Here is a 14,469-nt window from a genome sequence, read left to right on the forward strand (position 1 = left end):
GCCAGGTAGCCTTCTTTATATGTCACGATTGCGCGTTGTTTTTGCTGGCACGCCTGAATTCGCCGCCTCTAGCCTTGCCGCGCTGCTGGAAAGCCAGCACGAGGTGGTGGCGGTGTATACCCAACCCGACCGCCCCGCTGGCCGCGGCCGTAAGCTAACGCCCAGCCCGGTCAAACAGCTGGCTCTGGAACACAGCCTGCCTGTCTATCAGCCTCAGACGTTAAAGCAACCCGAGGCTCAAGCCGAGCTGGCCGCGCTCAATGCCGACATTATGGTCGTTGTGGCCTATGGACTGCTGCTTCCTCAGGCCGTGTTGGACATACCGCGTCTCGGCTGCGTTAACGTTCACGCTTCGCTGCTGCCCCGCTGGCGCGGCGCTGCCCCCATACAGCGGGCGATCGAGGCGGGTGATAGCGTATCGGGTGTAACTATCATGCAGATGGATGCTGGCCTGGATACCGGGGCGATGCTCACGGAAGTGCGCACGCCCATTACGAACCGCACCACCGGCGGCGATTTGCACGACCGTCTCGCGATTCAAGGCGCCAATGCGTTGATCAACACGCTGGATGCCCTGGCCACCGGCACCGCGCATGCCACGCCTCAGCCCGAGGAAGGCGTCACCTATGCCGCCAAGCTGAGCAAAGCGGAAGCCGAGCTCGACTTTGCCCAGCCCGCCCAGCAGTTAGCCAGCAAAATTCGCGCTTTTAACCCCTGGCCAGTGGCTTGGTGCGCATTAGGCGATGATCGCCTGCGGCTGCTAATGGCGAACGTAGAAGAGGGCGATCAGCCAGCCTGCGAGCCCGGCATGCTACTAGACCACGGCGACGATCATCTGCGGATTGCCTGTGGGGAAAACGGCAGCGAGGTACTTTGTGTGACCAGCGCACAGCTGCCCGGCGGTAAAGCCATGGACGTGCGTGACTTACTCAATGCCCGCCACGCGCGCCTTGCTACCGGTACTCGTCTTGGTAAACCAGCGGCTCAGGCCAGCGAAGGAGAAACACCATGAGCCAAAAGCGCTCCCCCCAAGGCGGCAGTGGTCAGGAAGTCCGCGCCGCGGCGGCTCGCGCGCTGGCCCCGGTGCTCAGCGACCAAGGCTCACTGGCGGGGCTGGATGAGCACAGCGTGGTGGCTCGCGACCGCGGGCTGCTCAAAGAGCTCTGCTTTGGCACCTGCCGCCGCTTACCGCGTCTGGAAGCCTTAGCGGGCACATTACTTAAGCAACCGTTTAAAAAGCGCGACAGCGATGTTCAGGCGCTGCTGCTGCTGGGTATTTACCAGTTGTTGTACATGCGCATTCCAGCCCACGCGGCAGTAGGTGAAACCGCGGGCGCTGCGCGCTTGCTGAATAAGGAGTGGGCCACCCGCGTGTTAAATGGCTGTTTGCGGCGATTGCAGCGCGAATCCGAGGCGCTCCAGGCCCAAGTAGACCGGGATGAGAGCGTCGCGTTAGAACATCCACCCTGGCTACTTAACGCCTTGCGTCAGGCATGGCCAGAGCAGTGGCGGGCGATTGTCGAAGCCAACAACCAGTCAGGCCCGATGACGTTGAGAGTGAATCAGCACCACAACGATCGTGAAGCCTACCTGTCGCAGTTGACCGAGCAGGGGTTGAGTGGTCACCTGTGCCCCCACGCCCCAGACGCCATCACGCTGGAAACACCCTGCGATGTCACGGCGCTGCCTGGCTTCGAAGCGGGACATATTAGCGTTCAGGACGAGGCCGCCCAACTCTCGGCAGTACTGCTGGGGCCCGTGCTTGCGCCACGGCCAGGTGCACATGTTCTGGATGCTTGCTGCGCCCCCGGCGGCAAAACGGCCCATTTGCTCGAACTGTTCGACATCAATCTTACCGCTATCGATAGCGATAATCAGCGCCTGGCACGGGTGGAAGATACCCTTAGCCGACTAGGCGTAGAGGCCGTTCTCCAACACGCCGATGCGACCGAGCGCGACTGGTGGAGCGGCACGCCGTTTGATGCCATCCTGCTCGACGCCCCTTGCTCTGGCACCGGTGTTATCCGCCGTCACCCGGATATCAAGAAGCTGCGGCGCAAAGACGATATCCGGCCGCTGGCCAAGCTTCAACGTCAGCTGTTAGACAACCTTTGGCCGATGCTGCGCGAAGGCGGCACCCTGCTCTACGCCACCTGCTCGGTGCTTCCGGAAGAGAACAGTGAGCAGATTGAGGCATTTCTCGCCCGCACCCCTGACGCCCATGTCACCACGCCTAACGATGTTGCCTGGGGCATTTCCAGCGGCGCGGGTCGCCAGCTGTTTCCAGCCCAGAACAGTCACGATGGCTTTTTTTATGCCAGACTAGAGAAGCGCACTGCCTAGGCGTTCACTGATGCCGGGGGCAGTGATTTCATGACAAGGAAGGAGGTACTATGAGTCATCATACTTACAAGCACGTGGAACTGACCGGCTCTTCCGAGAAGGGCATTGAGGAAGCGGTTCAGAATGCACTGGCCAAGGCGTCAGAAACGATTAAGCACATGCGCTGGCTGGAAGTAGTCGATACCCGTGGCCATATTGAAGATGGCCAAGTGGCCCACTGGCAGGTCACGGTTAAAGTCGGCTTTACGCTAGAGTAATCCTCACCTGCTTTTCGACGGCGGCTGGTTTACACTGGCCGCCGTCTTTATTGCAACGCATGATAGACCGTTGCCTGACCTTGTCGGCATGTTCTTAAAAACAAGGCCTTAACGACATCGCGCGCTGGCGCTTTTAATGGAACCGATGCTCAGCAATGAAAATCATCATTCTCGGCGCCGGCCAGGTCGGCGGCACACTGGCTGAACACCTCGCCCGCGAGGAGAACGACATCACCGTCGTTGACACCGACGCCAAAAAACTGCGCGAGCTGCACACCAAAATCGATATCCGCACCGTCACTGGGGCAGGTTCCTACCCGATTGTGTTGCGTCAGGCTGGCTGCGAAGACGCCGATATGTTGATCGCTGTCACCAACAGCGACGAGATCAATATGATCGCCTGCCAGGTCGCCCATACGCTGTTTCGCACCCCGACCAAAATTGCCCGGGTGCGCGCCACCGCCTACTTGACCCGTAAAGGCCTTTTTGCCCACGAAGCGATCCCCATTGATGTGCTGATCAGCCCCGAGCAGGTGGTTACCGATCATGTACGTCGCCTGATTGAGCATCCCGGTGCCCTGCAGGTGCTGGAGTTTGCCGGTGGCCTGGTACAGCTGGTGGCAGTGAAAGCGTTCTACGGCGGCCCGCTGGTAGGCCAGGATTTAGCCTTTCTGCGCCGCCATATGCCTAACGTGGATACCCGGGTGGCGGCGATTTACCGCCGTAACCGACCGATTATCCCCCGTGGCGATACGGTCATCGAGGCTGACGACGAGGTGTTCTTCCTCGCCGCCCGCCGGGATATTCGCGCGGTAATGAGCGAGCTGCGCCGGGTCGAGCGGGACTTCCGCCGGGTAGTGATCGCCGGGGGTGGTAATATCGGCGAGCGGCTGGCGGAGCATTTGGAGCATAGCCACCAGGTCAAGATCATCGAGCACAGCCTGGAGCGCTGCACCACCCTCTCCGAGCGGCTGGATCGCACCGTGGTGCTCCATGGCAGCGCCACCAGCAAGCGCTTACTGGAAGAGGAGAATATCGAAGAGTGCGATATCTTCTGCGCGCTGACCAACGACGACGAAGTCAATATCATGTCGTCGCTGCTCGCCAAGCGTTTGGGGGCGAAGAAGGTGCTGACGCTGATTAACAACGCCGCTTACGTGGATTTGGTGCAGGGGGGCGAGATCGATATCGCTATTTCTCCCCAGCAGGCGACCATCGGCAGCTTGCTCACCCATGTGCGTCGGGGCGATATTGTCAACGTTCACTCGCTGCGCCGGGGCGCCGCCGAGGCTATCGAAGCCATCGCTCACGGCGATAAGCAGTCCTCCAAGGTGGTCGGGCGTACCATCCGCGAGATCGACCTGCCCGAGGGCACCACCATCGGTGCGATTGTGCGCGGCAAGGAAGTCATTATCGCCCACGGCGACGTGATGGTTGAGAGCGGTGACCACGTGATTCTATTTGTGATCGACAAGCGCCGCATTCGCGATGTGGAGCGCCTGTTCCAAGTCGGCTTAACGTTCTTTTGATAACCCTCGAACCACGGCCACTGGCTGCTAATAACAGGAGCATGCGACAACCATGAGTCTGCGGGTTATTTTGCGCATTTTGGGGCTGCTGCTGATGCTCTTCAGCCTTACCATGCTCCCCCCAACGCTGATTTCACTCTGGTTTCGTGACGGCGTGTGGAGTGCCTTTATTAGCGGTATTGCGATTTCGGTGGCGACGGGATTACTGCTTTACCTTCCCAATCGACGCTCGCAAAAAGAGCTGCGTATCCGCGACGGCTTTATTATCGCCGCAATGTTCTGGACGGTGCTGGCGCTGTTCGGCTCACTGCCGCTGATGCTATTCGGCGAAGGCTCTCTCGGCGTCACCGATGCGGTATTTGAGTCGTTCTCCGGTTTAACCACTACCGGCGCCACGGTGATTACCGGCATCGATTTTCTACCCGAGTCGATTCTCTACTATCGCCAGCAGCTCCAGTGGCTGGGCGGCATGGGGATCGTCGTTTTGGCCGTCGCCATTTTGCCCACTCTAGGCGTGGGCGGTATGGCGCTGTATCGCACCGAGATTCCTGGGCCGTTGAAAGACTCCAAGCTCACACCACGCATCACCGAAACCGCCAAGGCGCTGTGGTATATCTACGCCACGCTCACCCTGGCCTGCATGATCGCCTATATGTTAGCGGGCATGAGCTGGTTCGATGCCTTGAGCCATAGCTTTTCCACCGTCGCCATTGGTGGCTTCTCCACTCACGACGCCAGCATCGGCTATTTCGATAGCGCTACCATCGAGATGATATGCGTGGGTTTTATGTTGATTTCGGCGTTCAGCTTTAGCCTGCACTTTATCGCTTGGCGTGAAAAAAGCCTGATGCACTACTTTCACGACCCCGAAGCGCGCTTTTTGATGCTATTTCTACTCGCGCTGTCCGTGGTCACCGTGCTCTCTCTGTGGTTAACCGACACCTACGACACCGCGCGCGGTCTGAGACACGGGGTTTTCCAAGTCGTGTCGGTGGCCACCACCGCGGGCTTCAGCGTTGCCGACTTCTCCATGTGGCCCGGCGCCCTGCCCTTTTTACTGTTTGTGGCAGCCTTTGTTGGCGGCTGCTCCGGCTCTACCGGTGGCGGCATGAAGGTGATAAGGATCATTCTGATCCTCAAGCAGGGCATGCGTGAAATCATGCGATTGATCCACCCCAATGCGGTGATTGCGGTCAAAGTAGGTAAAGTCAGTGTCCCCGACAGCATTGCTCAAGCGGTATGGGGGTTCTTTTCAGTCTACGTGATGCTGTTCTTTTTAATGCTAGTGGGCGTCATGGCGACCGGGGTTGATCAGGTCACAGCCTGGTCGACGGTGGGCTCGGCCCTCAACAATCTCGGCCCTGCACTGGGTGAATCCCACACTCACTATGGCGACATGCCTAGCTTGGCGAAATGGATACTGGTCATGGCTATGCTGCTCGGTCGCCTGGAAATTTTTACGGTACTGGTGCTGTTTACCCCCGCTTTCTGGCGGCGTTAAGCGCTTCACGCCTGCCCCCTTATTGATCGATTTGAGAGCTGTTAATGAACCACGAAGATACATCTCACGACGAAACGCCCAACGCAGAAGCGGGGTCGCTGGCTGAAACACCGACTTCGCTGCCAGCCACCAGCGGGCCGTTAAAAACAATCACTGTCGGTGAAACCCGCTACACGCTGCTGGGCACGGCCCATGTGTCGGCGGAAAGTGCCGACGACGTGCATGCGCTGTTAGCAAGCGGCGCCTTTGATGCAGTGGCCATTGAGTTATGTGACGCCCGCCACCACAGCATGTCCAACCCGGATGCAATGGGCGAGCAGGATCTGTTCCAAGTCTTTAAACAAGGTAAAGCGGGCATGGTGGCCGCAAGCCTGGCGCTGGGCGCCTTTCAGCAACGGATTGCCGATCAATCCGGCATTCAGCCGGGGGCCGAAATGCGTGCGGCAGTTGAGGAAGCTAACCGACTGAAACTGCCGCTGTTGCTGGTTGACCGCGATGTCGGCGTAACGCTGAAACGCATTTACAGCAATGTGCCCTGGTGGCAGCGCTTCTCGCTGTTTTCAGGCCTGCTTGGCAGCGTGTTATCGCGTCAGGATGTCTCCAAAGAGGACATCGAAAAGCTCAAAGAGGGCGATATGCTGGAGGCCACCTTCAGCGAGTTTGCCGCCGAATCCGAAGCGCTCTATACACCGTTGATTCGCGAGCGCGACCGCTATATGGCGTTACGCTTAGCCGAAGACGCGCCGCCGGGGCGCTACCAGCACGTGTTAGTAGTACTCGGCGCAGGCCACCTCAAAGGTACTGGCGAACATCTGGAAACACCGCTGCCAGCCGAGCCAAAGGTAGAGCGCGAAACACTGGAAGCCACCCCGCCACCGTCCAAGCTTTGGAAAGCGCTGCCGTGGCTGATTACCGCGTTGGTGCTTACCGGCTTTGCGATTGGTTTTTCACGTAACACCGACCTTGGCTGGCAACTGGTGCTTGAGTGGTTCTTGATTAACGGTATTCTCTCTGGCGGTGCGACGATTATCGCCATGGCGCACCCGGTGACCGTGATTGCCACCTTCTTTGCCGCGCCGCTCACCTCGCTGAACCCCACCATCGGCGCTGGATTTGTGGCCGCTGGGGTTGAGCTCTTTATGCGCAAACCCAAAGTGCGCGATTTTTCATCGCTACGCCACGATGTCACGCAGTTGAAAGGCTGGTGGAAAAACCGTGTCTCGCGCACCCTGCTGGTGTTTATTCTCGCCACGCTAGGCTCCGCGGTGGGCACCTGGGTGGCCGGATTCAGAATCGCCGGTGCTCTGTTTGGCGGCTAGGCGCCGCATCGCTGCAGTAGGCGGGTCGATTTTGTGATGCAATCGGCTCGCCGCATAACTATCGTTAAACACCTCAAAGTAGTCATCCAGCACGTCCGCAGCAACTGTATCCCCACCCTGGCGCAGCAGCTCGATAGCCACTTCCACAGTACAAAGGTGCGATTTTGACGCCGGTTTGCGCAGCCGGTAGCGCGTCTCACGCTCGGTTCTCAATGGCAGCACGGGCAAAGCATCCAGATAAGCGCTTTTACGGAACATGCGCCGCGCCTGACGCCAGGTGCCATCCAAAATGATAAACACCGGAATGCGCGCCTGGGCTTTCGCCGCATGCACCGCGTCTATGCCAACCACCCGGTCCGCATAGTCGGGCTGATCATCGGGAAAGATCACAAAGGGCGCGTAAAGAGGATCTTTCAACAACGCGGCCAGCTGTGCATCCGGCGCCGTGCGGTACCAGGTAAACACTTGGGTCGTCGTGATCACATCACCAATCAAACGCCCGGTGTTGGTTGGCTTGTAATGCTCCAAGGGGTGGGTCAATAACCACACCTGAGCATGGCTCTCCGCCTTCACCTGATAGGGGCACAGGCAATTCAGTACGGGGAGCTGACAGTTATCGCAGCGGGTGACAAAACTGCCCCGCGCCTTGAACTCGCGCCGCGGCGGACGCGGATATTCAGCGGCTGAATCATGATTCACAGAGCTCTCGTCAACAGAGCTATCAACATCAGACATCCACGCTCCAGAATGTGAAAAAGGGCGCAGAGTATAAATGAGCGCATCATCTTTTGACGAATGTTTCCACCACCACCGTAAACCTAAAAAATCTCCAACGTTGACACCCAAAGCGCAACGCCGCTAAAGTCTCGTCAACTATTAAAGGTAAAAAGGTTTACACCATGACCGTGCATCACGAACAGCTTCTTCATGCGCAGCGCCACGACTGGACGCTGGATGAGATCAACGCGCTTTTCGCGCTGCCGTTCAATGACCTGCTGTTTCAAGCCCAGCAGGTTCACCGTGCCCACTTCGATGCTAACGCGGTGCAGGTCTCTACCCTGCTGTCGATCAAGACCGGCGCCTGCCCCGAAGACTGCAAATACTGTCCCCAATCCGGCCACTACAACACTCAGCTGGAAAAAGAGAAGCTGCTGGAAATTGAAAAGGTCGTCGAACAAGCCAAGGCAGCGAAAGAGGCAGGTGCCAGCCGTTTTTGCATGGGCGCCGCCTGGCGAAGCCCGCGGGATAAAGATCTACTGCTGGTCGAAGAGATGGTTCGTCAGGTGAAAGCCGTGGGCCTTGAAACCTGCATGACGCTGGGGATGGTCGACGGCGAACAGGCCAGTCGATTGGCCACGGCAGGGCTCGATTACTACAACCACAACCTGGATACCTCGCCGGAGTTCTACGGCGAGATCATTACCACCCGCACCTACAGCGACCGGCTGGAAACGCTCACCAACGTGCGCGATGCGGGCATGAAGGTCTGCTCTGGCGGGATTCTCGGCATGGGTGAAGATGCCAAAGACCGTAGCGCCCTGTTGCAACAGCTGGCCAAGCTCTCCCCGCACCCTGAATCCGTGCCGATTAATATGCTGGTGAAAGTGCCCGGCACACCGCTGGAAAATGTTGAAGATTTAGACCCCATCGAGTTCATACGCGCCATTGCGGTCGCCCGCATTATGATGCCGCAAAGCCATGTACGGCTCTCCGCTGGCCGCGAGCAGATGAACGAATCAACCCAGGCGCTGGCGTTTTTGGCCGGTGCCAACTCGATCTTCTATGGCGACAAACTGCTGACCACTGGCAACCCCCAAGTGGATCGTGACCGTGCCCTGTTTGCCAAGCTGGGCCTGCACCCTGAGAAGCGCGAGACCTGCGAAAGCGAAGATACTCAAGCAGCACGCCTTGCCCAACAGGCACAGCAGCAGGTGCACGCCGAAAGGGTTGCCGAGCTGGCGGTAGACGCCAGTGTCTGAAGCGTGGCAACAGCGTCTGGCCGACGCCCGCGCTCATCGTCAACAGACGGAGCGCTGGCGAACTCGTCAGGTAGCCAAAAACAATACCCTCGACTTTGCAGGTAACGACTACCTGGGCCTCACCCTAGACCCTCGCGTGTGTGAAGCCCAGGCGGAAGGCGCGCGCCAGTTTGGCGCGGGTGCAGGTGCTTCGCACTTGGTCAGCGGTCATCTAGAGATTCACGACGCTCTGGAAGAAGCGTTAGCACGCTGGACAGGCCGCGAACGTGCGCTGCTGTTTTCTACCGGTTATATGGCCAATCTCGGCGTGCTGCAAGCGCTGGCAGATCGCCATACCGCTATTTTCCAGGATCGCCTCAACCACGCATCGCTAATTGATGGCGCCGCGTTAAGCGGTGCCCGCTCGCGGCGCTTTCATCACCGCGATGCCATTGATCTGGAAAACCTGCTGGCGCGCAGTGAGTGCGCGCACAAGCTCGTGGTCAGCGATGGCGTTTTCAGTATGGATGGCGATATCGCCGACATTGCCACGCTTGTCGAAGTCAGTCAGCAGCACAGCGCCTGGCTGATGATCGATGATGCCCACGGCGTAGGCGTGCTAGGCGACAATGCCAGCGGCTGCGTGGGCAGCACCTGGAATAGTACGGACGTGCCGATTCTTGTCGGCACGTTAGGAAAAGCATTAGGCACCGCCGGGGCGTTTGTTGCTGGTGATACCGAGTTAATCGATCACCTGATCCAGTTTTCACGCAGCTATGTCTATACCACCGCCCAGCCGCCGGCCATCGCCGCCGCAACTTTAAAAGCGTTGGAGATCGTTCAGGGAGAACCGGAACGCCGCGCCCAGCTAAACGCCAATATCGCTTACTTTCGCAATGAGGCGCTGCACCTGGGGCTAGCTCTCAGCGATTCGGCCACCCCCATTCAGCCGCTGATCCTGGGGGAGGAAGCGCGCACCCTAAGTTGGGCAGTACAGCTCCAGCAAAAGGGGATCCAAGTGGGGGCGATTAGACCGCCAACGGTGCCCAAGGGTGAAGCCCGTCTGCGGGTGACGTTAAGCGCTCGCCATCAGCACGACGATATTGACCAGCTATTAGCCGCGCTCCACCACTGCCAGCACCAAGAGGCGTTATGCAGCCCCTGCGCTTAATCCTGCTCTCCGGCTGGGGAATCGGCCAGCGTATTTGGCAGCCGCTTGAGGCGCACTGGCCCGCCTGCCTAGCTGCCCAGGCGGTGGATTGGCCCGGCTATGGCGATACGCCGCCGCTTGAGGCCAACGCGGCGCTGCAAGAGTTGGCCGACATTATGGCCGAGCCGTTAGCCAGCGATGCGGTCTGGGTCGGCTGGTCATTGGGTGGGCTACTTGCTACGGCGCTACTGGCATATCTTCCCCCACCTCGGGGCCTGATTCTGCTCGGTGCGGGGGAGACGTTCTGTGTCAAAGGCAAGGCCAGCGCCCAAGGTGGCGTCACTAGCGCCGAGCTGAGCGCCTTCCAACGCGCCTTTCAACGCGACCCCACCGCGACCTGGCAACACTTTTTGCGCTGGCAGACCCAAGGTGAGCCCGGCCCCCGGCAAGTTCACCGGCAACTGCGTAATTTATTGGGCGATACACCGCCTGCCGACAGCCCCACCTTGGCTACCGGCCTACACTGGCTGGCAACCATTGATAATCGCCCACGCCTAGCGGCGCCCCCTTGCCCAGTGGTACGTCTCATCGGCGACCATGATCCATTCATCAGCCCCGCCCAGCGCCGCGTAAGCAAGCCCCTAAGCGATGTCGGCCACTGCCCGATGCTCTCGCAGCCCCAGGAACTCGCAGCAACGATTGGCCATCATGCCAGACAGATGACTGACATCAGTACGGCGGTTTTATGAACGATCTAACGCTGAAGGCTGAGGTTAACTGGCAGGCACGGGTCGCCCACGCTTTCTCCCGGGCCGCTCCCCGCTACGATGCGTTAGCCACAGCACAACGCCACATAGGCGAGAAGCTTTGGGGTTCGTTACCTCCACACGCTTTTAACGTGTTGGATATGGGGTGTGGTACCGGATACTGGACACAGCGGTTGGCTGAACGTTACCCGAATGCTCGTATAACGGGGTTAGATTTAGCCCCCGGCATGCTGGAACAGGCCCGCCAGCACCACGGTGAAAGCATTCATTGGCAACCGGGAGACGCCGCGGCACTGCCGTTTGGTAAGCATGCATTTGATCTGGTGTTTTCCAACCTGGCGGTGCAGTGGTGCCCCGACATTGGCGCGGTGATGGAGCAGCTTTACCGGGTCCTCACGCCCGGGGGATTGGCGCATATTACGACGCTGCTGCCAGGAACGTTGAAAGAAGTTGGCCATGCCTGGCAGAGACCCGAAGCGCTGCTGCAAACGCCTGATCGCGCCAGCGTCGAGAGAGCCATCGGCGAAAGCGGCTTAACCATCACCCGGCAGACGGCCACCGTTGAGCGCTTCTATTACCCTGACTTGAAGGCGGTAATGGCGTCCATCAAAGGTGTCGGCGCCCAGATTGCCCGGCCACAAGCCAGCCTTAGTCGAAATGACATCGCCGCCGCACAAGCGCGCTTTGAACAACTCCGCCAACCGGAAGGCCTACCCGTGAGTTACCACTGCTTAACGCTGCAATTGGAAAAATCGCTATGAACGTCTGGTTTGTGACTGGCACCGATACCGATGCGGGTAAAACATTGGTGACCAGCGGATTGCTATATACCGCCCGCCAACAGCAGTTGAGCACGCTGGGCTTGAAACCTATCGCCTCAGGCAGCCAAGCGACGCCTGAAGGCCTGCAAAATAGTGATGCTCTCGCCCTTCAGCATCAAAGCGTGCCGCCGGTCGACTACGCCACGGTGAATCCCATCGCCTTTGCCCCCGCCATTGCGCCTCACCTCGCTGCGTTAGAGGCGGGTCAGCCGCTTGAGATTAGCACCATCGTTAGCTTGCTGCGCGAAACGCTTAGCCAAACACCCAGAGACATCACTCTGATTGAAGGCGCCGGCGGCTGGCGCGTACCGTTAAACGAACAGGAAGATTTTGCCGACCTGGCGATGGCGCTTGAGCTACCGGTGATTCTGGTGGTTGGCCTAAAGCTGGGCTGCTTGAATCATGCCCGCTTAACCGCAGAAGCCATTCGCGCCGACGGCTTGGTATTAGCCGGCTGGGCAGGCAGCGTGGTAGACCCCGCTTTTGCGGCTGACACAGCCCGCTTTGAGGCCAATATTGCCCATCTAAACGCCAAGCTGGCGGCTCCCTGTTTAGGCATTATTCCCCATCTAGAGGCCCCCAACGCCGCGACTGCCGCCCCCTGTCTTTCCCTGGAGCCGTTATGAAAACGCCAGTTTGGCACCCTTATGCTCACCTAAAAACCCAGACACCCGCACCTAAGGTGGTTGGCGGTGAGGGCGCTCACTTTATGCTTGAGAGCGGTGAACGCCTGCTGGATGCCACCTGCTCCTGGTGGTGCATGATTCACGGCTATGGCCACCCCCGTTTGGTGGCGGCCATTCGCGAACAGGCAGGCGAGCTGTGCCACGTGATGCTTGGCGGCTTGACGCATGAGCCCGCCGATCAATTAGCTCGTGAACTGGTGCGCATTACCCCCGCCGGGCTGAACCACGTTTTCTATTCAGACAGTGGTTCGGTGGGCATGGAAGTGGCGATGAAAATGGCCCTTCAATACCAGGTACTCACCGGCCACCCCGGCAAGCGAAAGATGCTCTCGTTGATGAAGGCCTACCACGGTGACACCACCGGCTGTATGGCAGTGTGCGATCCGGAAGAGGGCATGCACAGTCTGTTTGCCAGCCTGCTCCCCCAGCACCATTTCGCCCCGGCACCTACGGCTCCTTTTGATGCCACCGCTGAACAGGTCGAGCACGACCTTAGCGCTCTGCGCAGCGTACTTGAGCGCCACCATGAAGAGATCGCCGCCCTGCTGATGGAGCCCCTGTTACAAGCCGCTGGCGGGCTCAATATGACCTCGCCAGCTTACGTTGCTGGCGCCCGTGAACTGTGCGATGAGTTTGGCGTGCTGCTAATTTTTGACGAAGTCGCTACTGGCTTTGGCCGCACCGGCAAGCTGTTTGCCGCTGACCACGCAGGCGTAACGCCGGATATTATGGTGCTCTCCAAAGGCTTGACCGGCGGCTATTTGGGTCACGCCGCAACGCTCGCCACGGATCGCGTCCACGACGCCTTTATCGGCGACACTCCCCGGCACGCCTTTATGCACGGGCCTACCTTTATGGGCAACCCGTTGGCCTGCCGGGTGGCGCTGGAAAGCCTGCGCGTCTTCGAGGAAGAGAATTACCTGGGCAAAATTGCCAAGCTCAGCCAACAGCTGCAGCGTGAGCTACTTGAAGATCAGGCGCTGAATGCACATCCGGCCGTGGCTGACGTTCGAGTGCTCGGCGCCACCGCCGTGATCGAAGCCCACTCCGCTGAAGCGTTAAAAGGCGTCGGTGACTTCGCCCGCGAGCGCGGCGTATGGCTGCGCCCCATTGGCCGCTGGCTGTATACCATGCCCGCCTACATTACTTCTGAAGCGGAAATTAGCCAGATTACCGATGTAATGAAGGCGTGGTTCTTAAGGCCTCAATAAAGCCACAATGATTACTCAACACGAGATCGGGATCAGCCTGTAGCGGGGGTCTTTTGTCATGACCGGAAAATGTTCCCAACAATTCCGGCATTTCCGCCATCCATGGCGGTCAGAAGACAAAAGTAGCGCCCATGGACGGGTTTACAGCGCCCCCGCAGAAGGCTGTGCCGATCCAGTCTCGAATTTTCAAGACAACAGTAGATTACCCTGCTGCTTCCAGCGGTTTACCAACGCTGGAACGCCTTCTCCAGCGGTGGTGTTAATTGCCAATACACCTGGCGGGCTGAGCATATCCGCCTCCGGGTCGACCAGTGCGCAGGGCGTGTCGTAGTCAATGTACGAGAGCAGCGAAGCGGCAGGCATGACTGCCAGCGACGTGCCAACGACCAGCAGAAAGTCAGCCTGGCTAACAAGGTCACAGGCCTCCGCAAACAGCGGCACCGACTCGCCAAACCAGACCACGTCGGGTCGCAGTTGGCTGCCCTTGTCGCACACATTGCCTAGTTCGATGCCGCCTTTCGGCAGCGGGTAGCGCATGCGCTCATCGATTGACGAACGTGCTTTTAAAATCTCGCCGTGTAGATGTAATACATGGCGGGAGCCTGCACGCTCATGAAGGTCATCAATATTCTGAGTAATAATGCTGACGTTAAACCCCTCTTGCTCCAGGGCAGCTAGCGCCTTGTGCGCCGCGTTGGGCTTGGCACGACGGATCTGATCACGTCGTTGATTGTAAAAATCCAGCACTTGCTGCGGGTCACGTTGCCACGCCTCGGGAGTGGCAACATCCTCGACAGGATGGTTTTCCCATAGGCCGTCGCTGGCACGGAAGGTCTTGATACCACTCTCAGCACTAATCCCCGAGCCGGTAAACACCACCAAATGCGGGCTTGCTGCCATGATGACCTCGTTGTTTATGTTTCACTG

General features: G+C 58.9%; 14 protein-coding genes. 12 read left to right on the forward strand and 2 right to left on the reverse strand.

Features of this window, described 5'->3' with window-relative positions; translation table 11 throughout:
- Window positions 1–19: 19 nt before the first annotated feature.
- From fmt to AC4EYZ_RS08520, 6 genes are all read left to right on the forward strand, one after another.
- Entirely contained in the window at window positions 20–1,012 is a 993-nt protein-coding gene (gene fmt, locus AC4EYZ_RS08495; protein ID WP_009288389.1) for a methionyl-tRNA formyltransferase, read from the forward strand.
- Window positions 1,009–2,343, forward strand: a complete 1,335-nt coding sequence (rsmB, locus tag AC4EYZ_RS08500; protein ID WP_041157560.1) for a 16S rRNA (cytosine(967)-C(5))-methyltransferase RsmB — start codon at window positions 1,009–1,011, stop codon at window positions 2,341–2,343. The genes fmt and rsmB overlap by 4 nt, the downstream gene beginning before the upstream one ends.
- Window positions 2,344–2,393: 50 nt before the next feature.
- Entirely contained in the window at window positions 2,394–2,600 is a 207-nt protein-coding gene (locus AC4EYZ_RS08505) for a dodecin (protein WP_008959783.1), read from the forward strand.
- Between the two features lie 155 nt (window positions 2,601–2,755).
- Entirely contained in the window at window positions 2,756–4,129 is a 1,374-nt protein-coding gene (gene trkA / locus AC4EYZ_RS08510; protein ID WP_022520098.1) for a Trk system potassium transporter TrkA, read from the forward strand.
- Window positions 4,130–4,181: 52 nt separating this feature from the next.
- Entirely contained in the window at window positions 4,182–5,630 is a 1,449-nt protein-coding gene (locus AC4EYZ_RS08515; protein ID WP_022520099.1) for a TrkH family potassium uptake protein, read from the forward strand.
- Between the two features lie 44 nt (window positions 5,631–5,674).
- Window positions 5,675–6,949: a TraB/GumN family protein gene (locus tag AC4EYZ_RS08520; RefSeq protein WP_230804124.1), complete on the forward strand. Its 1,275-nt coding sequence runs from the start codon at window positions 5,675–5,677 to the stop codon at window positions 6,947–6,949.
- Here the strand turns inward: AC4EYZ_RS08520 and AC4EYZ_RS08525 are convergent.
- On the reverse strand, window positions 6,884–7,684 hold the full coding sequence (locus tag AC4EYZ_RS08525; RefSeq protein ID WP_474191978.1) for a tRNA-uridine aminocarboxypropyltransferase: 801 nt from the start codon (window positions 7,682–7,684) through the stop codon (window positions 6,884–6,886). The two genes, AC4EYZ_RS08520 and AC4EYZ_RS08525, sit on opposite strands and share 66 nt — an antisense overlap.
- A 164-nt stretch (window positions 7,685–7,848) precedes the next feature.
- On the opposite strand from AC4EYZ_RS08525, the gene bioB reads away from it, so the two are divergent.
- From bioB to bioA, 6 genes are read left to right on the forward strand one after another with little or no spacing between them, the layout of a single operon-like run.
- On the forward strand, window positions 7,849–8,928 hold the full coding sequence (gene bioB / locus AC4EYZ_RS08530) for a biotin synthase BioB (RefSeq protein ID WP_009288386.1): 1,080 nt from the start codon (window positions 7,849–7,851) through the stop codon (window positions 8,926–8,928).
- On the forward strand, window positions 8,921–10,078 hold the full coding sequence (gene bioF / locus AC4EYZ_RS08535) for an 8-amino-7-oxononanoate synthase (RefSeq protein ID WP_474191979.1): 1,158 nt from the start codon (window positions 8,921–8,923) through the stop codon (window positions 10,076–10,078). The genes bioB and bioF overlap by 8 nt, the downstream gene beginning before the upstream one ends.
- Window positions 10,060–10,806 carry an alpha/beta fold hydrolase gene (locus tag AC4EYZ_RS08540; protein ID WP_474191980.1) on the forward strand — a complete coding sequence of 249 codons (747 nt, stop codon included), beginning with the start codon at window positions 10,060–10,062 and terminating at the stop codon, window positions 10,804–10,806. Before bioF ends, AC4EYZ_RS08540 begins: the two co-directional genes overlap by 19 nt.
- Window positions 10,803–11,585 (forward strand): malonyl-ACP O-methyltransferase BioC, encoded by a 783-nt coding sequence (gene bioC, locus AC4EYZ_RS08545; protein ID WP_159176031.1) that lies wholly within the window; start codon window positions 10,803–10,805, stop codon window positions 11,583–11,585. The genes AC4EYZ_RS08540 and bioC overlap by 4 nt, the downstream gene beginning before the upstream one ends.
- Window positions 11,582–12,271, forward strand: a complete 690-nt coding sequence (gene bioD / locus AC4EYZ_RS08550) for a dethiobiotin synthase (RefSeq protein ID WP_278370840.1) — start codon at window positions 11,582–11,584, stop codon at window positions 12,269–12,271. The genes bioC and bioD overlap by 4 nt, the downstream gene beginning before the upstream one ends.
- Window positions 12,268–13,542: an adenosylmethionine--8-amino-7-oxononanoate transaminase gene (bioA, locus tag AC4EYZ_RS08555; protein WP_278370839.1), complete on the forward strand. Its 1,275-nt coding sequence runs from the start codon at window positions 12,268–12,270 to the stop codon at window positions 13,540–13,542. Before bioD ends, bioA begins: the two co-directional genes overlap by 4 nt.
- A 186-nt stretch (window positions 13,543–13,728) precedes the next feature.
- Here bioA and AC4EYZ_RS08560 read toward each other — a convergent pair whose 3' ends face one another.
- Window positions 13,729–14,442 (reverse strand): SIR2 family NAD-dependent protein deacylase, encoded by a 714-nt coding sequence (locus AC4EYZ_RS08560; RefSeq protein ID WP_474191982.1) that lies wholly within the window; start codon window positions 14,440–14,442, stop codon window positions 13,729–13,731.
- Window positions 14,443–14,469: the final 27 nt, after the last annotated feature.

Source organism: Vreelandella sp. 162(4c), from assembly GCF_058152265.1.